Annotated in this window: 20 protein-coding genes; 2 read left to right on the top strand and 18 right to left on the bottom strand. The window is 40.6% G+C overall.

Annotated elements, in window-relative coordinates:
- Positions 1-16: 16 nt before the first annotated feature.
- The 9 genes from CD00_RS0105660 to CD00_RS19155 all read right to left on the bottom strand — a co-directional run bounded on the left by CD00_RS0105660 (position 17) and on the right by CD00_RS19155 (position 10,513).
- Positions 17-964 (bottom strand): hypothetical protein, encoded by a 948-nt coding sequence (locus CD00_RS0105660; protein WP_026655079.1) that lies wholly within the window; start codon positions 962-964, stop codon positions 17-19.
- A gap of 184 nt (positions 965-1,148) precedes the next feature.
- Positions 1,149-1,697, bottom strand: a complete 549-nt coding sequence (locus tag CD00_RS0105665) for a hypothetical protein (protein WP_034461994.1) — start codon at positions 1,695-1,697, stop codon at positions 1,149-1,151.
- A gap of 75 nt (positions 1,698-1,772) precedes the next feature.
- Positions 1,773-3,452: a putative polysaccharide biosynthesis protein gene (locus CD00_RS0105670; protein ID WP_026655081.1), complete on the bottom strand. Its 1,680-nt coding sequence runs from the start codon at positions 3,450-3,452 to the stop codon at positions 1,773-1,775.
- Positions 3,453-3,461: 9 nt separating this feature from the next.
- Positions 3,462-4,907: a glycogen synthase GlgA gene (glgA, locus tag CD00_RS0105675; protein ID WP_026655082.1), complete on the bottom strand. Its 1,446-nt coding sequence runs from the start codon at positions 4,905-4,907 to the stop codon at positions 3,462-3,464.
- Positions 4,907-6,001: a tryptophan--tRNA ligase gene (trpS, locus tag CD00_RS0105680; RefSeq protein WP_026655083.1), complete on the bottom strand. Its 1,095-nt coding sequence runs from the start codon at positions 5,999-6,001 to the stop codon at positions 4,907-4,909. The genes glgA and trpS overlap by 1 nt, the downstream gene beginning before the upstream one ends.
- Before the next feature lie 52 nt (positions 6,002-6,053).
- On the bottom strand, positions 6,054-7,256 hold the full coding sequence (locus CD00_RS19150; protein WP_051594093.1) for a cobalt-precorrin-5B (C(1))-methyltransferase: 1,203 nt from the start codon (positions 7,254-7,256) through the stop codon (positions 6,054-6,056).
- A 395-nt stretch (positions 7,257-7,651) separates the two neighbouring features.
- Positions 7,652-7,936 carry a hypothetical protein gene (locus CD00_RS0105695; RefSeq protein WP_092336220.1) on the bottom strand — a complete coding sequence of 95 codons (285 nt, stop codon included), beginning with the start codon at positions 7,934-7,936 and terminating at the stop codon, positions 7,652-7,654.
- A gap of 84 nt (positions 7,937-8,020) precedes the next feature.
- Positions 8,021-9,859: a C1 family peptidase gene (locus tag CD00_RS0105700; protein ID WP_026655086.1), complete on the bottom strand. Its 1,839-nt coding sequence runs from the start codon at positions 9,857-9,859 to the stop codon at positions 8,021-8,023.
- Between the two features lie 18 nt (positions 9,860-9,877).
- A complete protein-coding gene (locus CD00_RS19155; RefSeq protein ID WP_051594094.1) occupies positions 9,878-10,513 on the bottom strand; it encodes a C39 family peptidase in 636 nt (211 codons plus the stop codon).
- Between the two features lie 333 nt (positions 10,514-10,846).
- On the opposite strand from CD00_RS19155, the gene CD00_RS17375 reads away from it, so the two are divergent.
- Positions 10,847-12,190: a putative bifunctional diguanylate cyclase/phosphodiesterase gene (locus CD00_RS17375; protein ID WP_051198932.1), complete on the top strand. Its 1,344-nt coding sequence runs from the start codon at positions 10,847-10,849 to the stop codon at positions 12,188-12,190.
- Positions 12,191-12,288: 98 nt separating this feature from the next.
- Here the strand turns inward: CD00_RS17375 and CD00_RS0105715 are convergent, their stop codons facing one another.
- Complete coding sequence (locus tag CD00_RS0105715; RefSeq protein WP_026655087.1) at positions 12,289-13,284, bottom strand: DUF4003 family protein; 996 nt, start codon at positions 13,282-13,284, stop codon at positions 12,289-12,291.
- 279 nt (positions 13,285-13,563) lie between these two features.
- Between CD00_RS0105715 and CD00_RS17380 the strand changes: the two genes are divergently transcribed.
- Positions 13,564-14,976, top strand: a complete 1,413-nt coding sequence (locus CD00_RS17380; RefSeq protein WP_185750397.1) for an IS1182 family transposase — start codon at positions 13,564-13,566, stop codon at positions 14,974-14,976.
- Between the two features lie 133 nt (positions 14,977-15,109).
- On the opposite strand, the gene CD00_RS0105725 is transcribed toward CD00_RS17380, so the two are convergent.
- The 8 genes from CD00_RS0105725 to CD00_RS0105775 form a co-directional block, all read right to left on the bottom strand.
- Positions 15,110-16,006 carry a DUF4097 family beta strand repeat-containing protein gene (locus CD00_RS0105725; protein WP_026655088.1) on the bottom strand — a complete coding sequence of 299 codons (897 nt, stop codon included), beginning with the start codon at positions 16,004-16,006 and terminating at the stop codon, positions 15,110-15,112.
- Between the two features lie 100 nt (positions 16,007-16,106).
- Positions 16,107-16,658 (bottom strand): DUF1700 domain-containing protein, encoded by a 552-nt coding sequence (locus CD00_RS0105735; protein WP_026655089.1) that lies wholly within the window; start codon positions 16,656-16,658, stop codon positions 16,107-16,109.
- Positions 16,658-17,005 (bottom strand): PadR family transcriptional regulator, encoded by a 348-nt coding sequence (locus CD00_RS0105740; protein WP_026655090.1) that lies wholly within the window; start codon positions 17,003-17,005, stop codon positions 16,658-16,660. Before CD00_RS0105740 ends, CD00_RS0105735 begins: the two co-directional genes overlap by 1 nt.
- Positions 17,006-17,217: 212 nt before the next feature.
- Positions 17,218-17,976 carry an SDR family NAD(P)-dependent oxidoreductase gene (locus CD00_RS0105745; protein ID WP_026655091.1) on the bottom strand — a complete coding sequence of 253 codons (759 nt, stop codon included), beginning with the start codon at positions 17,974-17,976 and terminating at the stop codon, positions 17,218-17,220.
- A 57-nt stretch (positions 17,977-18,033) separates the two neighbouring features.
- A complete protein-coding gene (locus tag CD00_RS0105750) occupies positions 18,034-19,179 on the bottom strand; it encodes an ATP-binding protein (RefSeq protein ID WP_026655092.1) in 1,146 nt (381 codons plus the stop codon).
- 110 nt (positions 19,180-19,289) lie between these two features.
- The gene (locus tag CD00_RS0105755) at positions 19,290-19,577 is read right to left on the bottom strand and encodes a hypothetical protein (RefSeq protein ID WP_026655094.1); all 288 of its coding nucleotides are present in this window, start codon (positions 19,575-19,577) and stop codon (positions 19,290-19,292) included.
- Between the two features lie 87 nt (positions 19,578-19,664).
- Positions 19,665-21,167: a hypothetical protein gene (locus tag CD00_RS0105765; protein WP_026655095.1), complete on the bottom strand. Its 1,503-nt coding sequence runs from the start codon at positions 21,165-21,167 to the stop codon at positions 19,665-19,667.
- 1,062 nt (positions 21,168-22,229) lie between these two features.
- Positions 22,230-22,463, bottom strand: a complete 234-nt coding sequence (locus CD00_RS0105775) for a hypothetical protein (RefSeq protein ID WP_026655096.1) — start codon at positions 22,461-22,463, stop codon at positions 22,230-22,232.
- Positions 22,464-22,547: the final 84 nt, after the last annotated feature.

The raw sequence follows: 22,547 nt of genomic DNA on the forward strand, positions 1-22,547 counted from the left end.
TTATGTATTCAATTTGTTAGCAGAAATAACCATATTTCATCATTGCATTCTGCGCATTGCAGTTATATCCGTAAGCAACCGCTGAATTCTGAATATTGCACGGATAACCATATTTAAGCGTTGCATCCTGTGCGCCGCAAGGATATCCATATTTAAGTACCGGTGTTTCTCCGCATGGATAACCATACTTGAGTACCGGAGCGTCTCCGCAAGGGTATCCATATTTAAGTGCAGGTGTGTCTCCGCATGGATAGCCATACTTAAGAACCGGTTCTCCGCATGGATAGCCGTATTTAACGCCGGTTGCCACATCTTCCGCTCCACACGGATATCCATACTTAAGCGTTGCATCTTCTACTCCGCAAGGATATCCGTACTTCATAAGTGTTGCATCCTGTGTACCGCAAGGGTATCCGTATTTTACAGCAGTCGCATCATTTGCACCGCATGTATAGCCATACTTCACATTGGTGTTAGTTGCATCCTGTATCCCACACGGATATCCATATTTAAGTGTAGGAGTATCGGCTGCATCGCACGCATATCCGTACTTAAGAAGCGGATCCTGTGCTCCGAGCACATATCCGTAAGGAATTGCAGCATTGCTGATACTTCTTAGCATTGCATCATTATTTTCGCTATATTTAGCGAATTCATCTGAATCACTGGGAACAACTGAGATTGAAACATTATGTTTCTGATCTGTCGCAGACAAGTTAGTGAAATTCATCATTGTAAATTCAATTTCAGCTTTCTTATCTGTTTCAGAAACAGCAACGAACCAGAACTTCTGAATAATAGGCGCAACCGTGTTAGGTGACTGAACCTTTTCCGTTTCGATATTTAACAATACTACGCCTTTCGGTAGACCTGTCAGGCACCATCCGTATGCTGTAGAACCAAGCATTGACTGAAGCCCAACCGAGAATGATTTTCCCTGAAATACTACCATTTCGTTTGCCATAAGAACCCCCTTCCATCTAGTTGGAATTTTTAGTTGACGTTGCCGGCGTCTTGCCTTGACGCTTTAAAAAGGCAACGTATTACACCAGTAAATACCTATACTTAAAATTATGGGGGATGCTCTTTTTTATGTCAATAAAAAGTCGGGATATAGACAACTTTATTGATCTACATCCCGACAGCACTCACAGTACCGGATACTTCTCTATACCGTATTTTAGATAGCGCATGATTCTAAGCTCATCGACCGCATCCGTCAACGCATTGTGAAACTCCTCATATCCTTCCTCGCCGAACATATGAAGAATATTCTCGACTCTGTAGCCACTCTTTAAACGTCCGGTCGAGCAACATGGTGCTTCAGGCGGAATCTTAGGATTATGCTGCTTATAAGCTGCGAGTTTTAATATATCATGCCAACTATACTCTTTTAACTCCGGTAACACTCTGGCATCGAACGATGCATTATATGCGAATATCGATTTTATGCCAAAAGAATTCAGATAATCCTTTATGGCTTTAACAGCGCTTATGCGATCCAGCATCTGCGGAGTCTTTCCCTTGATATTAAGCGCGTATGAGTACATCCCGCCAACTTTGGCAGCTTCCTCAATGATAATGTATGTATTGTCCAAAGCCACAAAATGCTCATCTTCCGCAATTACTATCCCCACTGACATTACAACATTCTTCCAGTTTGTTTCCGTGTCTATTACTGCAAATCTTTCAGCCATTATAATTTGTCCAATCCTTATATAAAAAATCCTCATGGCATCTTAACAACGTCATAAGGATTTTTATTATCTTAGTTATAATAATTTGATTTTCTCAAGCGCCTTAACCAGGCTTCTTCCCTTGGGGAACTTGAGGATATCCTCTCTTGCTGCGCCTCCGATCTTTATTAGTACGGCAAAGTAAACAAATATTGCAACTAATATTGATACTCCCGCACACAAAAGATTAAGCCAGTACTCTCCTGCAATAATTCCGCCCAAAAGTGCTGACAGTACTGCATATAAGAAATACGCCACAATTCCCATAACAGAAGCCGCAATGGCCGGTAATACATAAGTCTTCTTAATATCTATCGGTACAACGATATGTTTTTTCATAGAAATATTATTAAGAATACACATAAGGAGCGAATAAACAATAGTTACAATACAAAGCGCTTCACCTATCAAATCAGTAAAAGAAAGCAACAGAACAAGCATAACACCTTGAATCACAAGAGCTATAGCCGCATTGACAACAGGTGCCTTTAACTTACCTGTTCCTTGAAGTACAGCATTTGTAACAGTTGAAACAGAATAAAAAATAACAGTTATAGCCAAAAACGCTAAGTAAAATGATGCTATACCAAGCGAATCCTTCTGTGGAAATAATATCATCATTACAGGTCTGGCAAGAGCAAAAAGTCCAACACCACAAGGGATAGAAATCATCATCATTACTCTCATAACTCCCGCAACAGTCTCTGCTGCATCTTTTTTGTCGCCTTTTGCGAACGCTGTAGATATTTCAGGTATCATTGCAGAGGCAGCGGCTGCTGAAAATGCAATAGGAATATTGGTTATAACCATAGCCTTTCTTGTAAATATGCCATAATACCATTTTATGCCATATGCACCGGTAATTTTCATTTCCCTTACATATCTAAGCGCACGACTGAAGATTGAAAAATTAAGAAATCCGGAAAGATTATAAATGCATGTACTTAAAATGAATGGTGTAACTATTGAAACGATAAGCTTAAGAGCATCGCTGTTGGAAATTTCTCTTCCTTTATCACTATCAATTTTGCTTTTTATCTTATCTCTTTTAACAAAATAGACAACGCACATAAAAATAAGCGCAGTTATTACTCCCGAACCTGTGCCGAGCGAACTTCCTATAGCTCCGTAAACAGCCTTCTTTGAAGCTTTTTCTCCTGCAATGATCATTGTTTCATCACCAGCAAGTTTAGTAAGCCAAAGCGCACCAAATACACTTATTACAGCATTCAATATCTGTTCAAGAAGCTGAGAAATTGATGTAGGCGTCATCGTTCTGTGTGCCTGAAAATATCCTCTAAGCACACCCAAGAAGCCAAAAAGAAATACCGTTGGTGCAAAGAAACGAAGAACCAATGCCGTTCCCGCATCATCAGCAAATAAATCCGCTCCCATAAACAAAGCAAGACTTCCAATTCCACCAACAATAGCAACATAAATAAGCGCACACTTAAAAATTCTGTGTGCACTTCTATATTCTTCCAGTGCCAACTTTCCAGCTATTATCTTAGATATAGCAGATGGAATGCTAAACGCAGAAATCATAAGAACTATAGTATATGCCTGAAAAGCACCACTATAATAGCCATTACCTTCGTCGCCGATAATTGCAGCAAGAGGACTGTTATATAAAAGACCTATTATTCTCGATATTATGCCGGCAATGGCCAATATGCCCGCCTGCTTAAATAAATTTTTCTTTGAATCTTCACTCATAACTATAAATCATGGCCTGAGCCAATCGTACATCTCCTGATATTTTTCCGCTGAAACCTTCCAAGAGAAATCAACAGCCATCGCGCGGTCTATCATCTTATTCCACTCGCGCTTTCCGTCGTAGAACACGCTCTCCGCTTCACGGATCGTGGCAAGCATCTCATGGGCGTTGTAATTAAGGAAACCAAAACCAGTACCCGTTCCCTCGAATTTATTGTAAGGCTCGACCGTATCAATAAGTCCGCCTGTCTGTCTTACAATGGGAATGGTTCCGTATCTGAGAGCCATGAGCTGTGAAAGTCCGCAGGGCTCAAAAAGTGACGGCATAAGGAATGCATCACAGGCCGCATAGATCTTGTGAGACATCGGCTCTGAATAGTAAATATTCGCAGAAACCTTGTCATCATACTTCCAGTCAAAATGACGGAACGAATTCTCATACTGCTCATCTCCCGTTCCCAGAACAACGAGCTCAACCGCATCCTGGCAGAGTTCGTCAAGAACGCAGTTAATAAGGTCAAAGCCCTTCTGGTCGGTAAGTCTTGAAACGATACCGATCATCATGCACTTTTCATCCGCTTTAAGTCCGAGCTCTTTTTGAAGCTCTTTCTTATTCTTGTACTTCTCTTTGCGGAAATTGATCGAATTATATCTGTATGGAATAAATTCATCCGTCTCGGGATTGAATTCATCATAGTCTATTCCGTTTACAATGCCGCGAAGATCTCCTGCGCGCGCCCTTAAAAGTCCGTCAAGATTCTCACCGTAGAACTCCGTCTTGATTTCTTCGGCATACGCATTACTAACCGTAGTGATGGCATCGGAATAAACAATACCGCCTTTAAGAAGATCGGCGTCCTTAAAGAGTCCGAGCTTATCGGGAGTGAAATAATAATCGGGAAGGCCCGTAATATCACGAACCGTCTTAATGTCCCATTTTCCCTGGAACTTAAGATTATGGATAGTCATAACAGCCTTGATTCCCCTATAGAACTCACTTCCCTGAAATCTCTCTTTGAGATAAACGGGAACAAGCCCCGTCTGCCAGTCATGGCAATGAATAATATCCGGTCTGAAATCGATGACCGGAAGGATTGAGAGCGCAGCCTTCGAAAAGAATGCGTACTTCTCAATCTCAAAAACAGTGTCGTCACTGTAAGGTTTCATTCCGTTGAAATAAAACTCATTGTCGACGAAATAATATTTTATCCCGTCAACCTCTGACCTGAATATGCCCACATACTCATTCTTCCAATGGAAATCCATATAGAAGTTGGAGACATATTCCATCCTATCCTTCATCTGCTGGCTTATACACTTATAGAGCGGCAAAATAACGCGAACATCAAAGTATCGCCTGTCGATATTTTTGGGCAAAGAGCCAACAACATCGGCAAGTCCACCGGTCTTGATAAAAGGTACTCCTTCAGATGCAATAAACAGGATATTTTTCATCAGTCACCAATCTCCTCATACTTTGCAGATTGCATAGCAATAAGTTCTTTATCATCAAAATAATTGATTCTCATTGCACTCTTTACGTCCTCAAGAGTCTTGGCAGCGGTCTCTTTTGCAATCTCACTGCCCTTTCTGAGAACATCATAAACATATGGGATATCCTTCTGGAATTCTTTTCTCCTGTTGCGAATAGGCTCAAGCTCTGCCTGAAGTACATTGTTGAGGAACTTCTTAACCTTAACGTCGCCAAGTCCGCCTCTTGAATAGTGATCCTTGAGTTCCTGAAGATTGTTGTACTCAGGAAGGAACTCAGCAAAGTGCTCATCCTTGGCAAATGCATCAAGATAGATAAATACAGGATTTCCTTCAACCTGTCCGGGATCTTCCACTCTCAAATGATTGGGATCCGTAAACATGCTCATAACCTTCTTCTTAATAGAATCGGGCTCCTCGGAAAGATAAATGCAGTTTCCGAGCGACTTACTCATCTTTGCCTTTCCGTCTATACCGGGAAGACGCAGACATGCAGCATTATCGGGCAAAAGAATCTCAGGCTCAACCAAAGCTTCTCCGTATGTTGAATTAAACTTTCTTACAATCTCTTTGCACTGCTCGATCATAGGCTCCTGGTCTTCTCCAACAGGAACAACCGTTGCCTTGAACGCAGTAATATCAGCAGCCTGGCTGATAGGATATGTAAAGAATCCAACAGGAATACTTGTTCCGAAATTCCTCATCTGAAGTTCGGTCTTAACCGTAGGATTTCTCTGAAGTCTTGATACGGTAACGAGGTTCATGTAATAAAATGAAAGCTCTGTAAGCTCCGGTATCTGTGACTGGATGAAAAGATTTGACTTTGCGGGATCAAGTCCCACAGAAAGGTAATCCAGCGCAACCTCTATAATATTCTGACGTACTTTTTCCGGATTGTCGGCGTTATCTGTAAGTGCCTGAGCATCCGCTATCATAATAAAAATCTTGTCGAATTCGCCGGAGTTCTGAAGTTCAACTCTTCTTCTAAGTGATCCCACATAGTGTCCTACGTGAAGCTTACCTGTCGGGCGATCTCCGGTCAAAATAATCTTGCTCATCAGTGTATTTCTCCTAAACCTCTAATTATTTTTGGATAAAAAATATGATACTCTATTTTAACTTAAGTGACAATGCATATTGCTCCTGCGAAACCTTTACAAGAACATTCCTTGTGTCGGCCGTCGCGCCTAAAAGCCCGAATTCCTCAGAAAAAAGAGCTACTCCGAACCTTATCCTACCGTTGCAACGTCTTGCAACAGCTTCGTTTATCTTGGCCATTATGCTTGCCATTACTCTGTCTCGAAGGCCCCATGTATTAAGAAGCGCCAAAATCTCATCACATGTGGTGCATCCCATAACCGTCCTAACCTGGCTTGATGTGCCTCCGACAATCGCCGTGTGTGCGGCAAAGATCTCTCTTCTTCCGTCAGATGCATATGAATTGGTATTCATGATACCGGCAGCCATTTTCACAAGCTTTCCCACATTTCCTACCAGAAGAAGATTTTCAACTCCCGCTTCGCATGCCGCATCTATGGCACTTCCGGGGAAATTGAAACAATTTATCGCAGTCTTAAGCGATACGTGTATTCCTTCATATATCTTGTCCGCACAGTAATCTCCGGGAGAAACAAGAATACTCTTAACTCCCATCTCAATCTGTTCACGGATCTGATTCTCAATAGAACCTGCAATATCCCTCTGATGAACGCTTGATATGGTTCCATAATTTCCCATGATACCGATACCGCCCATAAACGCGTTAAGCGCATTGTTCTGCTTTGCAGCTATCATCATTCCTTCGGGACAACTTACTGTTATTAAAAGAGGCTGTGCTCCATCCGAAATTTCGCACACACCCGCAACCGCATCAAAAATAAGCTTTCTTGCATCTTTTTCGATATTAGCCTGACCTTTTCTTGCAGGAGGTGCGTCGACAGACGCTATTCCGATACCATCGCCCGCATAAAGGAAAAGATTGCCGTATCTGACATCCATAAATGCCCTGCTGTCAACTTTTCTAAAATCGGTCACCTTCGAAACACTTACGTGTATATCAGCTTTTTCCCTGATATCAGGTGCCATGCCGCCTTCCATTACCGCATAGAAATGGGTCTCATTACGTGTGCATTTGTCAGCATCTTTATAAACCTCGATAGTTCTGGTATTCCCTTCGTGCTGTATCGTCACATATTCATAGTCAAATTTAAACAAAAGACTCGCCGCTGCCGCTCTTGCCGCCGCTGCTGCGCAATCCCCCGTTGTCAACGGACTAATTATAAGTCCCGAATCTCTTGCATCAAACCTGTCCATATACACCTTCCTCACAAAAAACTCTTAATCATCATTAATTATACATTATTTCGCTATATCATAAAGCAAATAATAATTTACAATATTCCGTATATTAATTATTTATTATTTCGACTTTCTTTATTTTAAATTTATAATTTGTCCATAATTTGTCCAAATTTTGAATTTACTATATATACTATCAGAAGAATAACTTCTGACTCCCCCAACAAAACTTTTTTCATACCGGGTCAGTCGGCTCCCCACCGGTTGACCCCTCCTCCCAAAAATAAACCACCTTCTAACGAGGTGGTTTTCTTGTGTAGAGCACTTAACGAGGTATTGTCGAGTTTAGTGCGAACCACGCGAATTCACTTGGCAAGGTTCTTTCGCGCCTAGTGAATTTGCGTATCATTTTAAGCCGTCAGTTCTTTCTTCTCCTCAGCCTCTGCAGTTTCCTGTGCAAGCTGATCGCTCTTTCTGGGGCCTCTTAACCCGAAACTTCCGTTATATCTGAGTTCTTTCAACAACTTCTTGATATCCTTAAGTTCCTTGCTGATATCCTCAGCGCTTTTGCAGATAACTGTGGGAACACCGCTGGCACTGAATTCTGTCCTATATCCCGCATCCTTAAGCGCCTTAAATGCCTTGAGCTTATCTGTTGTACCTATCTGTTCAGGTTGCTTATCTTTAATAGCCATATATTGTGCCTTTCTAATTCTTTTAACACAATATACCATATTCCTTCGCCATTTTCAAAAGTATGTTCTCATAAACATACACAGTTACTTATTTTTTGTATATGCCTTGATAAAAAAGTCTTTATCTTTCTGGCAGTTCAATGATTTTCCGTCATCCGAAATATAATAACTCTTACCGCTCGCAGAATTACTGTTGTGGATATTTCCCGTAAGATTGTTCCACTCATCGTAGTTCTTTTCATAAGTAATATCGCCCGCAGTCTCGAACACAAGCTTGCCCGGAGTATGAGGCTTTATAAGGATAAAGAACTTGTCCCCTGCTTTAAGATTTATTTTTTCATCAAGATCGTATGTATGGAAACCTCCGCTCACAGAAGAAATCTTCTGAGTAAGAACAGGCTTTCCGAGATCCTTTAAGCTAAGCTCATCATCGCCCTCAGTAGGATTAAGATAAATGCTGACCTCGTACTGTCTGTATGATTCAAGGCTCATAAGTCCGATCGCATCAAGCTCCTCATCGCCGATCGCAGTGTACAGTACACCGTAAGGATTGGAAGATTCAGTGTAGGCAGTTACCGTATTCTTGGTATCTTCAAGCGCACTGACCTCGTTTGTGATGAATCCGCCGACCTGATAATTGTTATCAAAATATCGTTCATCGCCTTTGGCCTTTGCACTGTACGCAGCTGCGTTACTTACGGCAGCGGTCTCATCATAATATGACAGATAAAAGAATCCGTCGGAACCCGCTTTGTCTCCCCAGCTGTTCTTGCAAAGCCATGCACCGTTTTCCTTCGGACTTGAAGAAAAATTAGATGCGCTGTAATCATCGTCCCATCCTATTATAAGAACCTCGTGATTGGCTGTAGGAGGAAGTTCTCCATTAAAGTGAGAATAAAGATTTCCGTGATTCTTGTTCCAGAACTTCTCGTCGGAATTAACTCCGATAGTTGCTCCGCCGTGTTCCATCACCATCTGCTTGATAAGCATGTTGTTGTCATAGTTTCCGCAAACCTGGCTTACATCCTGAACGTGAAACTCAGACGCATACGCTTCAGACGGCTTATCCTTATTATCATTAAAGATATATTTGCTTCCGTAAATACTCTTAAAAGAATCCGTTCCCTTATCAAAAACAGGTCCCTTCCACGCTGTAAGAAGGCTTATGCAATAGTTCGTAACTCCGCCCATGGCAATATAGCCCGTGTCGTTATCTACAACCCAAGCGCCCTCTTCATTCTCGTTATTCACAAGTTCCCTGTAATCATCATCAATATTTCCGCCATGAGAACCTGCAGCCTTGTGAACATTGTAATAAGCAAGATGTTTCTCGGACAGATCAAGATCCAAAGATTTATATTCAGGATAATGCTTTAAAATATCGCACTCAACAGCACCTGCAGAAGCAAAAGCCCAGCACAGATACGAATATCCCTGGTCTCTGACTCCCGTAACGTACGATTTCCCATCAACATTTCTGGAATCATACTTTGCAGGTATCTCTGCAAGTTTCGTTTCATCGGCATCACCGGCAAAAGAATCTGCATCGGTAGGCACAACATCTTTGTACTCAGCATCATTATAGAAAGCATCACGGTCGCCCGCATCTATAACAACAGCCTCGGAAATGGTCATTGTTCTGACCTCATCAACATTATCGGAAACAGGACTGTTTGACACATCACCAACAAGTGTCTCCGCAGGCTTCTGTGTAGCATCCGGACCTTTGGTTGCTCCAAACTGCGCATCCGGATCGCCGCCTACAAGCAAAAGATCTTCATCACCTCCGCCTGAAACTGCCGCGCCGTCTCTTCTTGACGCATTCTCTGTCTTGGGTGCGCCTTTTTTAACGAAGACAACAGCCAAAACCGAAACAAGTACTACTGCTATGATTACCGCAAATGCGATTTTTTTCTTTTTCACTACTTTAAACCTCAACTTCTATTGTATTACCTTTATTGTATTAAACGATCCGAATATTGATTGACGTATATCTTTTGCGAACGCTTCATAATCAATATAGTGATAACCGCTCTTCCATCCGTCTATCACGCGGACCATGGGATATGTTTTTTCCCCAACCTGCCAGATGTTGTAACCTGAGACAACTACCGTATGATCTTTGTAAAAACCTCTGGCTATATTCAATATTACAGGTCTCCCCGCGCAGATTTCTCTGACTACCTGTTTCTCAAAGCTCCATATATAAATGCCTCTGCACTTGACCTTCACGCCGTATCTTGCGAAAGCCTCCTTAGCAATTCCTGAGATAAAAAAAGGAAACGTTCCTATCTTATCGGTATATCCGTAGCTCTCAGCTATCTCTTCAACATCCTTATATATGTGCTTTATATCTTCGGGAATAGATGTGATCTTATTTCGTCGTCTGTAATAATCTATGATCCTTGCAACGGCAACCACGGAACAGTTCCTCGTCCGCCTGCCGCTTATGGCTTCCATTGATTTCGTATCCATCGGAACAGGCGGCCCCTGACGTATCATCCTGCCTCTGTCCCCATATTGTTCCAGAAGATATTTTGGAATATCGTTTATTCCTCCATATGGTTTCTTCTTCATGTATATCGTATTTCACCTTCAAAAAACAAAAAACTATTTGATTGTATCTATTAAATATACATAATTTTATAAACTAAAACAACGATAAAAAACAAGTTTATATCATATTAAAAAAAATATTTTTTTAATTGTGGCAGATAGCATCAAATACAGCTCAACCCCAGATAAAACCTGGAATTAGAGTTTTTAGCTTAACGACGGGCAAAAAAGAAATTGTGATAAAATTGTGTTTTTTTTTGCGAACTTTGTGTTTTTTTTGTAATTTGTATGTATAATTAATTAAACTAACTAGTATTACATAATAACGCAAAAGGGAGCGAGGAAAATAACTTTATGGACATATCGCCAAGATCTTCTGTAGAGTCGGTTAGCATCGGTATGACATCATATGGCGATCTAATCAATATTCCAACTGTCGATCCGTTGACAGGTCTTTGTTCCAAAGAGCAGTTTTTTATTCAGGCATATGATTACGACAGAAAGCACCCGTCCGAAGGTGTTGATGCAATTGTACTGAACTATAACAAGTTCCACCTTATAAATGAGCTTTATGGCAGAAGCTTCGGAGATAAGGTTTTGTGTGCAATCGGTGATTGTGTATCTCAAACTGCAAAGGAACATGGCGGAATCGCATGCAGATATGATGCGGATAAATTCTATATATATATAAAGCATCAAGATAATTACGATTTTCTTGTACATCAAATTTCCGATAAGCTTGCGCTTATGCTAAAAACTCCGGACATTCGCGTTAGAATCGGAATATATCCGGACATAACAAGAGAGGCTACTCTTGAACAGCGTTTTGATCGTGCTATTCAGGCCTGCAACTCCATTTCTAAAGTCAGGCACTCTACTTCTTATGAAGTATATGATGCCAAGATGCATGAAAAAGAAATGTTTGAAGCAAGGCTTCTTGATGGTATAAGCAAAGCGTTTTCCGAGCACCAGTTCAAATTGGTTTTCCAGCCCAAGTACAATGTACACGGTAAAACTCCCAAGCTTGCCAGTGCTGAAGTTCTTATCAGATGGAAACATCCTGAATTCGGCCTTGTTAAACCTGATTTCTTCATTCCTTTGCTTGAAGAGAACGGTCTTATCAGACAGCTCGACAGATATGTTTGGAGAGAGGCTGCCGCTCAGGTTCGTAAATGGAAAAAAGAATTCGGCTACTCCATTCCTGTTTCTGTAAACGTATCAAGAGTTGACATATTCGATCCCGACATTATCGATTTCCTTCAAAAGACAATCGAAGAAAACGAGATCAGCCCTTCAGACATCCACCTGGAGATCACAGAGACAGCTTATACGGATAATGTGGATCATATTGTATCTGTTGTAAAAAAGCTCCAGAAAGCCGGATTTATGGTTGAAATGGACGACTTCGGAAAAGGTTATTCATCAATAAATATGCTTACTACGCTTCCACTCGATGCACTTAAGCTCGATATAGAGTTTATAAAAGATATTGCTGAGAACAACAGAGGTAAAAATCTTCTCGGATGTATTCTTGAGATGGCAAAGCTCCTGGATCTTACAGTTATCGCTGAGGGTGTTGAGAACGCAAAGCAGTATTTCCTTTTAAAGAACGCAGGCTGCGACATGATTCAGGGCTATTACTTCTCTAAGCCCCTTGAAACAAAAGAATTTGAGAAATTGCTTGCTGTTGCAAATTGATTTTTATGAATAATAATATCGGGAAAGATGTGATAAACATCCTTCCCGATTTTCTTTTATCTTTCTATTCTGTTTCTTTCGTATGTTTAATCCGATTTTTAATTCGATGATGAAGAGGCAATCGATGCCGCTGAAGATGTGGCAATGATCACAAACATCGCTGCCTGCTGGGCAATAACTCTTGCAACGGTACTGCTTATCACTGATGCATCAGCTGTAGCAGAATTGTCCAGATAGCTCTCGGATACGAGCATTGCCGCAAACATAAGTCTTGTCTGCTTTGTCATATACCAGAATGTGAATCCTTTTTTCGTTCTGAGATATTCAGCAGTTCCGATAACTTCTGCAACAATATCTTTTGCATCCATAGGAATATCTATCAAAAGTGCAAGTGACGCAAGCTCATATTCCTTGCCGTACTTAGTTCCGGCTTCCTTAAATGCATCAAAAAGCGCGATCGTCTTCTCGCATTTCTTCTTATACGCACCGTCAAGAGTTGTAAGCACCTGGCAAAGAGAATATGCCGAATTGTTGTAAAGCATGAAATCATTCTTTATCTCAAGATATGTCGATTCAAGTTCGCTCAAAATATTTTCCGTGCTCTTCTCTGTCATTGCAAGCAAAACCGCAAGACATGTATCTTCATCATTTGTAAGAAAAGGATGTGCCGCTTTCATTCCGTCCAAAAGCGCTTCCGTCTTCTCTATTACCTTATCCGAATCATCTGCCTTGCCGGAATCGCAGATGATAACCGCAGATAAAACTCTGTATGTCGATCCAAGAAATTTACCTTTTTGAAGTTTCTCATATATTTCTGTAACATCATCAAGATACTTCTCAGGATCTTCGGAAAGAGCCATCTTTGTTGAAATAAAAAGTTCGTTGTTTCCGCGAAGATATGAAAACGCGCTGTGTTTCTTGCGTAAAATTTTTCTGCATCTCTTTATAGCCTTAACATCTGCCGTCTCTCCACGATCAATAAACGACAATGCCGCCAATATCTGCATAAGGCTGTCTTCCAACATAAAACCCTTGTAAATAATGTTTCTGTTCTCTACAAGTCTGTCACATTTTTCCATTACTTCGGTCTGCATCGTATCTCTCCTTCTATGATTATCCAAAATATCATATACAATATGATACAGCGCTGTCAATGAAGATAACATAGTATTTCTCGAACAAATTATTACTTTTTTCTTTATTATGCATAAACAAAGCGGTACATATTGTACCGCTCAGACTGTAGACAAAGTCCACGGCATCTGCCGTGGATTTTTCTTTATAAAAGTGCCTCGAGCCCAGTATTTATCTGGGCTTGAGGTACTTTTTCTGGTATAATAGAAGTATCAAAGTTGGGGATGAGGATTGCCTTTATGATGACTTCTAATACCGAAAGAAAGCGTGAACAAATGCAGTTTGTGAGCATGGATGATCTGGTACCTCAGGATCACATGCTCAGGCTTATTGATAAAGCAATTGACTGGTCATTCATATATGACCTTGTTGAAGATAAGTATTCATCAGATATGGGCAGGCCCAGCATGGATCCTGTCACACTCATTAAAATCCCTTTCATTCAGTATCTATACGGAATTCGCAGCATGCGACAAACTATCAAGGAAATAGAAGTCAACGTTGCATACAGATGGTTCCTGGGCTTAGAGCTTAACGAGCCTGTCCCACACTTTTCAACTTTTGGAAAGAACTATACAAGACGCTTTAAGGATACAGACCTTTTTGAGCAGATATTCCAGCGCATTCTTGAAGACTGCTATCGCTTCAAGCTGGTAGACCCTACTGCTGTATTTGTAGATGCTACTCATGTAAAGGCGAGAGCAAACAACAGAAAGATGCAGCATAAACTTGCAAAGCAGGAAGCATTGTTCTACGAAGAAATGTTCAAAAAGGAAATAAACGAAGACCGAGCTGAGCATGGCAAAAAGCCACTTAAAGATAAGGATGATGATGACGATAAAGGTGCTGGTGGACATGATGATTTCAGTGATTTCACAGACGACGTTCCTAAAGATACCAAGAAAGTAAGGTGCAGCACTACCGATCCTGAAAGTGGATGGTTCAGGAAAGGTGAACATAAGAATGTATTCGCGTATGGAATTGAAACAGCCTGTGACAAGAACGGATGGATTTTAGATTTCACTGTCAACCCAGGCAATGAGCATGACAGCCGTACATTCAAAGGACTTTACGATAAGATCAGGGATATCGGCGTGGAAACAATCGTTGCAGATGCAGGATACAAAACTCCAGCTATAGCAAAACTACTCATAGATGATGGCATCAAACCTCTTCTTCCCTACAAGAGGCCAATGACGAAGAAAGGATTCTTCAGAAAATCTGAGTTTGCTTATGATGAATACAATGACTGCTATATATGTCCAAACGATCAGGTGCTGGAGTATTCGACCACAAATCGCGATGGATACAGAGAATACAAGAGTTGCGGAAAGGTCTGCGAAAACTGTCCTTACCTTGAACAATGTACACTTAGCAAGAATCATGTAAAACTGGTAACCCGTCATATCTGGGAAGATTACATGGATGAATGTGATGACATAAGATACACCGAGGGGATGAAAGATCTCTATTCTCACAGGAAGGAGACAATAGAGAGAATCTTTGGGACAGCCAAAGAGAATCATGGATTTAGATATACACAGATGTATGGAAAGGCGCGGATGGAAATGAAGGTCGCGCTTACCTTTGCGTGTATGAATCTAAAAAAGCTTGCAAGAATCAAGAATGAATGGCGGTTAGAAATGGCCTGATAAGGGCTGTTTCTGACCATTTTTATTATGAAAATCCGGCTTAGGAAGACAAAATGGCCTTGAGAGCTATGCTCTCAAGACCACTTTGTCTACAGTCTGAGCGGTACATATTGTACCGCTCAAATAACGATGATTACTTATTTGCAAAAGAAACCTTGATTTCTCCTGTACTTGACTTAGCAGTTATACTTTTTCCGCTTCCATTATCTGACTTAAAAGAGCCTTCCGCCGTATTTCCTTCAACAATGATATCTTCTCCTGTAGATGATGTCAGATCCAATGAATAATCATTTTGTCCCACTATATCAATAACAATGTCATCAAGTGCTTTAAGATCTGCAGTATTTAACTTGACATTATTAAGTGTGATCTTATCGCTTGATGAATCTGCAGCGAGATCATTAATAGTACAATTCTCAACGATTATGTCATCAGTGGACGATTCAAGCTCAAGCTTGTCAAACTCAGAATAATCAAGCTTTATCTTTCCCGTGGAGCTCTTTACATAAAGATTGCTTGAGGACACATTACTTAATGTAATGCTATCCGTATCCGAAACAACCTTTCCATTCACATCAACACCGTCAATTACAACGTCGTCCGTGGAAGCTTTAACATCAACATTTATAGGTGCAGTATCTTTAGGTACCGTAATGGTATAACTTGATTCTTCCTTACACGCTGTTAAATCCATATCAAAAAATGTTATTTCCGCTTTAAGAGAAGGTTGTTTTACAGTCAAATTCTTACCGTCCTGACTGACCTCCGGAACATATTTTTCTTTTACATTATACTCAAGTTTGTACGCGTCTCCTTCCAAAATACGCACATCTACCGTACTCGCATCAATCGTAAGAGTATCAAATTCACTTATGTCTATATTACCACGTACCATATTTTGGCTTTCTTCTACGCTTTCTCCTCCAATCTTCACAACCGGAATCGCTCCCATCCCGATTGAAATTTTCACAGCCACTGCCCCGACAACAATAAGCGCACACGTTGCGATAAGTAATACTTTCTTTTTCATCTATATATCCTTCCATTATCTTTAAGTTTTTTCAAATAATATTATTCCAAGCAAAAATCCCGTTCCCATCATCGCAGCGGCAATGATAAGAATTGTTTTTCTATTCATATATGCTCCTGACTCTCTTTTTCTTAGTCATCGCACTAAACATCTTTTTCAAAACAGCCGACAAAACATACACCATTAAGATACCACCACCAAGGGACACAAGACCGTATCCCAATGTAAATATTTTTTGCGCCACCCCGTGAACAAATAGCGCATACGGGATTGCAATTGCTCCTGCAAATGCAACAACAATCATTACTAAAAAAAGAACTATAAATACAAAAATAAATGTAAGTGCCAAAATCGCAAGCGGTAGAGATAACGGAAGTGACAGTATTCCAAGAATAACAAGCCAGATTGTTGTGGCACCGCCTTTAACAGTCTTCTGTTCTGTCTCATTATCAATATGTCTCTGAGTACACTGACTTATGATATCTGACGCAACTTCTTTTGGTGTTCCGAGCTTAGTCGTAACATCCTCCTCATCGGAGAGTTCCATCTCCGAAATATATTCGTCATAAAAACGAATCGCATCATTCCTGTCAGCTTCGGGAAGATATTTAAGTTTTCCATTAAGCTCCCTCAAAAATTGTTCCTTATTCATCAGTCTTTTTCCTCCATTGCTCCCTCCGACGGCACAAATCCTGTCCCCTTGATAAGGCCATCGATTTTCTCCTTATATTCATTCCATTCGCTCTCATAAAAATCGAGCATATTTCTGCCCTCATCTGTTATCGCGTAATACCTTCGATTCCTCCCCTGATAAGGCGCATCATATGTCCTTAGATAGTTCACCTTCTGCAAACGCCTAAGCACCGGATACAGCGTCGATTCGGAAATATCAACAACCTGCCTGACTTTTTGTGTCAGAGTATATCCGTACGAATCTTCACTTCGGACTATTCCCAGAACGCAAGCATCAAGTAAGGGGGCTGTTAATTGATATGTCATGCACTCACCTCTCTTGCTTTGTTTTGATACAATATTATATAGCGTATAATATTACGACTGTCAAGTGTGATTTAAAAGATATCAAAGAATCATTCGCGAAATGCTTGCGCATCGGTCGCATCCATAGCAGAGCTTTTTTGATAGGAATTTTCCTATCAAAAAAGCACACTGTCCAAGCCATATATCCTGCTTAAACAGTGTACTTTTTCATATCATCTCGTCTTTTTCTTCTGCTGCCCTGCAGTCATCTTGATTACAAAACTCTGAGGAACAAACCTGCTTCCGTAGAGTGCGACCTTCATCCTGAGTGTCGGTATGATAACCGTTTTCTTTTTTCTCATGCCCTTTAAGCACTCATCGACACATTTCTCCGCTGTAATACCTTTTAGGGAAAAAGAAACGTCCGCATTCATGTTAAACTCAGTATCTACAGGCCCCGGGCAAAGGCATGCGACATATACGCTGCTGCCAATCTCTTTTAGCTCACACGCAACAGCTTTGGTTAAAGATGTGACATAAGCCTTTGATGCATAATAGGTTGCCATATAAGGCCCCGCAGGCAAAAGACCTGCCGACGATGCGACATTTAAAATCGTTCCATGCCCCTGTTTTTGCATCTTTACAAGCACGCCTTTGAACAAAATGTGCATTGCAATGTCATTCACCTTTACAATTGAAATTTCTTTTTCAAGATCAGTCTCAAGGAAACTTCCCGCTGTGCCAAAACCCGCGTTGTTGATGAATACATCTATCTCTTCATCCGCTATTTCTTCAAGAAGCTTCTTGCAATTAGCCTCATCCGAAACATCCGCCGTTATGATAAGACACTCTGTACCAAGCTCCTCTTTAAGAGCGCATAAACGCTGCGTTCTTCTTCCCGTGAGAATAAGCCTATATCCTTCTTTTGCATATCTACGAGCAAACTCGGCGCCAAGTCCTGAGGTTGCTCCGGTTATAAAAGCTGTTTTCATATATCATTACCTTATCGCATTAGTTAGTTTTTCCGATATTGTTTATATTGCAAAATATCAATATTCATCGAGGAAGTTATGCCTTACGCCGTCCTTTTTGTACTCGATGATAGTATTAAGCTGCACGTTCTCGACACTTCTGAAGATATTTGACTCAACGAAAGGATTGTCTTTCTTGAGCCTTTCGATAAGTTTCTTGGTCTCAAGCCTCTTTGACGATGTAGTTCCGTCCGTATGGCAGGTCGAGCATGTCTCCGTAAAGTGGCATGCACACTGAAGGAAATGAAGCTCGTTGTAATCTCTCCATGCGCAGATATCACTCTCACGGATAAAATACATAGGCCTTATAAGTTCCATGCCTTCAAAGTTAGTGCTGTGGAGCTTTGGCATCATCGTCTGGATCTGGCCGCCCTGGAGCATTCCCATAAGAATGGTCTCGATAACATCATCGTAGTGGTGGCCGAGCGCGATCTTGTTGCATCCAAGCTCTTTTGCCTTGCTGTACAAAAAACCTCTGCGCATTCTCGCACAGATATAGCAAGGACTCTTTTCTATATTGTCGACGGAGTCAAATATGTTGCTCTCGAAAATCGTGATCGGTATGCCAAGCGCCTTGGCGTTACTTTCGATAAGCTGCCTGTTCTCTTTGTTGTAACCGGGATCCATGACAAGAAAAGTCACGTCGAACTTCACCTGTCTGTGCGTCTGAATCTCCTGAAAGAGCTTCGCCATCAGCATAGAATCTTTGCCGCCAGAGATGCATACCGCAATATGATCTCCTTCATTTATGAGTTTATAAGTCTTGCACGCCTTCGCAAATCTGGAAAAGAGCTGTTTATGGTATTTCTTTCTGATACTCATCTCAGCTTTCTTCTGCTTCTCGCCACCTTCTTCCATGTGGGCAAGCTCATCCTGAAGATAGCCCATATATCCGCCTTCAAGACCGTAATACTCGCGTCCGTTAAGAGCAGGAAGCTCCTCTGCTTCTTTAGTCTTTTTACCTATCTGGCAGTAAAGAATAATAGTCTTATCCTGCGGAATATCGCCGATTGCCGCGTTGTCTTCTTTTCCCAGCTCTTCCATATCAATATGAATCGCGCCCGGAAGCATACCATACGAAGCAAGCGCTTCATCGCGCACATCTATAAGCCTGTATGAACCCTCCGGAAGTTTACGAAGGTCGTTAAGTGATATTTCTTTCATTGCGTTTTTTCTTTCCTAACACATTTTTATCTCAATTTTTTCTCTATCTGATATAGCATTATAACAAAAATGGGAGCAGCAACAATAGCTACTCCCAAAAAAACTCCATATCACAGATCAGAAAGTCTCATCATAAATATAGAATACTCATCATTCTGAAAATCAAGATCCGGAGAATTCTCTCCGCCACCGTTGGTACTGCGCTTGATCTCCGCATAAAACTCCTCGCCCTGATTGACTATATCCATAACGGTAAGCTCCACACCTGCGCCTGCTGCCACCTTACAAAAAGCCGCAAGCGGATCTGCCTCATTTCTCGTATCAAGAAGATTCCGCTTAAGAGCCGAATCACTCTTTGCTTTTTCCAAAAGTATCTCAAGTTTATCTGCCGTATTCATAAGCTCTCCTCCTGTTCATTAAAACTTATAAGAATTATAACAAAAATAGGAGCAGCTACAATAGCCGCCCCTAAAATATACGCCACTTTAAAATCCCACCTTAAATTCTTCATCCTTCTGTCTATCGTAAATTACCGTGCACTTGATGAATTTACTTATAACTCCGTGCCTTGATAAAGAATCTGAGATTGCATCTCCGACATAGAATGTATACGGCCAGGTATTGTCTCTTTCTTCATTGGCCAAAACATGCAACTCCATAGTCTCTGTTCCGCTCTTATCCGCCGCAAAATACTGACTTAAGATATCTTGTCCGATCGAATAAACCTGTTCTTTTGACAAAGCAAAATCATTGTAATCCCTGTAAGATTTACAACTGTTGATTGTCTGGGCAACCGTTATAAAAGTAAGGAGTGGCAGAACAACACCAAGTCCCGACTCTTTTCCATCGGCGTTCTTAAGTGCCATACCAAATACGATCATAAAGAACAAGAACATATAAAAATAATAGCCAAGCGAAACATCACTTCTTTGAGCATAATTGATTCCGCTAACCCCTGACAAAAGAATCAGATATAAAACAGTAAAAAATCCCGAAACTATGATCTTAACGAGTATCGCAGCTTCTGAAGTCTTTACGACATTCTCACCTTTTTTGAAAACACCGATTACAAACAAAACCGTCATTACAGCAAAAATAAGTAAGCACATCTTATTTATCGAGGTAAAATTAGAAATAACCGACTTTGTTATTTCCATAATGCCAATCTTATCTGTTATCTGCTTCTTGGCATCAGCGTTTCTAGGATCCATAAGCTGAATCACCAACGCAAATGCCCACATAATAAGCGTAGCCGGATAATACCATCTGCACATGATGAATTTTTTGATCGCATTCTTGTCTTTTCTGTTTTTGAAAAAGCCGCTGAGCATCTCAACTGCCACAAAAGAGACAAGAACAATGTTTGTAAACATGTTTGAAAAAACTGCAAAATAAATTGCAAGTAATATAACCCCGTCTTTTAGTCCGACAGGCTTTAGTTCATAGGCATCGCCTTCTTTGTACGCCTTGTTCATAAACCACATGACCATAGTGATATTAAATACACCGGTCAGCACATAGTGGATGAAGCACGTCACATCTCCAGACCAGAACAAGTGCGTATTTGAAAACCAATCATTTTTATAAATAAGAAAATGAAATGACAAAAAGCAAACAGCCAAAAGGTCAGGTATGATGCTTTCTTTATCATCCATGATTGTTCTTATCAGTGAAACAAATACCGTGCAATAAACTGAAATAAACAATGCACCCGTCACTGCAAAAGCCAAAGCAAGTGACATAAGATAATCTTTCATTATAGGATAGACAAAATTCGCTGCTATCTCTGTTATGATCGGGAATAATGTTTCCGGAAAAACTTTAATTCCGTTATACCCACCCGGCATCGGAAGAGGTCTCCTGAAATAACTGCACATCTCCCAGTCATCCGAATCAAACAGTATCAAAGGATGAGCAACATAAAAGAATACAAACAGCACCAAAAAAATCCCTGAGAAAAGCAAAATATCTTTATGCTTAGACTTCATTTTTTCTATCCCACTCTTTCTTCACATATTCATTCACCCAATGATTATACCCATCTCCAAGGCCTTTGTATATAAAATTAAATTGCTATTCACATTTGAAGTTCGCTCCAGAACCGGCTTTTTCCGGGATTAAGAATAATCTTGCCCGAAGCATCGAACTTTTCACCCAGACGCATATCGAATCCACTCTTATCCTTCGCAAGCTACATAAGCTTTCTTATGTCTCTCAAAGCCTTTTGTACATGTAATATGCATGAGGATTCTTACTTGTTTTAAAACATCACTTTTCTTCATGTTTTACTCACCTTCCAAATCCTACCGTTTCTTTTCCTATAAACAGAGTTACTCCTCAATGAATCTCTTTAATCTCTCATTAACATTTTGTCATGCAAAAAATTCTTTTTCAATGTTTTTTAACACCTATTTTTTCTTTTTATTTTCGCACATAGCACTGGTAGATACTGCATCTTGCAACTTTTATGTAGTTCTTCTCACCTGGCACCATCCAAAAAAAATAATATTTTTAATAACATTTATATTGATTTTCTTTTAAGAATATGTTAACGTTATTTTGTTGTACGAATACCCAATTTTAGACTTATATATTTTTTTCTTTCCATGAAATATATAAGCCCCCATAAGTTCTTGTACTGGTTTATATGCCATATAGAACTCAAGGACCTATTAGCTCCCCCTCATTTGCTAATAGGTCCATATTATTTAATCAGATTGGCGGAGAAATATTATGATTTTTTTCCACAAAAAGTCGGAGAAAGTTAATTGTACGTCTGAAGCGAACGGCCGACCCATAACAACAATCAGCGACACATGTTAAAGCTATTGCGGAGTATAACACAGCGAAACTCTAAAATTCTCATTTCTCGCTGCAATAATTAAGACAAAAAACCGCTTTTCAACAGCGGATCATAATAAAAAAGATTTTCCGATGTAAGAATTAACGCACAAGCCCTATTTCAGGCGGCAAAATTCATATTTTTACCTATTTCCGCTGTTTTCACCCGAATCCTTCCTTAGCCCGACGCCCATAAAGCCCGCTTCCAATCACATCTTATATCCGCATTCCTTCTTCACCGGTCCATCAATTCCCGACTCATAGTGCGCCCTAAACTCCATATTGATCTCACGGATTTCCTTAACGCCATCTATATATGGCTGATACATCTCAATCAGCCCCGCGCTGCAGCCGTCACAACTGCCATCGATATTACCGATTGATTCGGCAACAATGCGCTCTCTTTCTTCTCTTGTAGTGTCTTTAATCAAAATAGAATCCATATTTATCTCCGTATCTCCCGTAACGTAAATGCGTTTCCCGTTAACCCTCAGGATATAGCCGCCCCACTTTACATCAGGGCGAAG

Source organism: Butyrivibrio sp. AE3003 (assembly GCF_000686065.1).
In the GTDB taxonomy this organism is placed as follows: Bacteria; Bacillota; Clostridia; order Lachnospirales; family Lachnospiraceae; genus Butyrivibrio; species Butyrivibrio hungatei_A.

Excerpts from the sequence above, each read along its gene's own strand:
- CD00_RS0105660 (WP_026655079.1), bottom strand. The coding sequence starts at position 964 with ATGGCAAACGAAATGGTAGTATTTCAGGGAAAATCATTCTCGGTTGGG.
- CD00_RS0105695 (WP_092336220.1), bottom strand. The coding sequence starts at position 7,936 with ATGGCTATTAAAGATAAGCAACCTGAACAGATAGGTACAACAGATAAG.
- CD00_RS0105665 (WP_034461994.1), bottom strand. The coding sequence starts at position 1,697 with ATGGCTGAAAGATTTGCAGTAATAGACACGGAAACAAACTGGAAGAAT.
- CD00_RS0105750 (WP_026655092.1), bottom strand. The coding sequence starts at position 19,179 with ATGAAAGAAATATCACTTAACGACCTTCGTAAACTTCCGGAGGGTTCA.
- trpS (WP_026655083.1), bottom strand. The coding sequence starts at position 6,001 with ATGAGCAAGATTATTTTGACCGGAGATCGCCCGACAGGTAAGCTTCAC.
- CD00_RS19150 (WP_051594093.1), bottom strand. The coding sequence starts at position 7,256 with ATGGACAGGTTTGATGCAAGAGATTCGGGACTTATAATTAGTCCGTTG.
- CD00_RS0105775 (WP_026655096.1), bottom strand. The coding sequence starts at position 22,463 with ATGGATTCTATTTTGATTAAAGACACTACAAGAGAAGAAAGAGAGCGC.
- CD00_RS0105715 (WP_026655087.1), bottom strand. The coding sequence starts at position 13,284 with ATGCAGACCGAAGTAATGGAAAAATGTGACAGACTTGTAGAGAACAGA.
- CD00_RS0105725 (WP_026655088.1), bottom strand. The coding sequence starts at position 16,006 with ATGAAAAAGAAAGTATTACTTATCGCAACGTGTGCGCTTATTGTTGTC.
- CD00_RS17375 (WP_051198932.1), top strand. The coding sequence starts at position 10,847 with ATGGACATATCGCCAAGATCTTCTGTAGAGTCGGTTAGCATCGGTATG.
- CD00_RS17380 (WP_185750397.1), top strand. The coding sequence starts at position 13,564 with ATGATGACTTCTAATACCGAAAGAAAGCGTGAACAAATGCAGTTTGTG.
- CD00_RS0105765 (WP_026655095.1), bottom strand. The coding sequence starts at position 21,167 with ATGAAGTCTAAGCATAAAGATATTTTGCTTTTCTCAGGGATTTTTTTG.
- glgA (WP_026655082.1), bottom strand. The coding sequence starts at position 4,907 with ATGAAAAATATCCTGTTTATTGCATCTGAAGGAGTACCTTTTATCAAG.
- CD00_RS0105755 (WP_026655094.1), bottom strand. The coding sequence starts at position 19,577 with ATGAATACGGCAGATAAACTTGAGATACTTTTGGAAAAAGCAAAGAGT.
- CD00_RS19155 (WP_051594094.1), bottom strand. The coding sequence starts at position 10,513 with ATGAAGAAGAAACCATATGGAGGAATAAACGATATTCCAAAATATCTT.
- CD00_RS0105735 (WP_026655089.1), bottom strand. The coding sequence starts at position 16,658 with ATGAATAAGGAACAATTTTTGAGGGAGCTTAATGGAAAACTTAAATAT.
- CD00_RS0105670 (WP_026655081.1), bottom strand. The coding sequence starts at position 3,452 with ATGAGTGAAGATTCAAAGAAAAATTTATTTAAGCAGGCGGGCATATTG.
- CD00_RS0105745 (WP_026655091.1), bottom strand. The coding sequence starts at position 17,976 with ATGAAAACAGCTTTTATAACCGGAGCAACCTCAGGACTTGGCGCCGAG.
- CD00_RS0105740 (WP_026655090.1), bottom strand. The coding sequence starts at position 17,005 with ATGACATATCAATTAACAGCCCCCTTACTTGATGCTTGCGTTCTGGGA.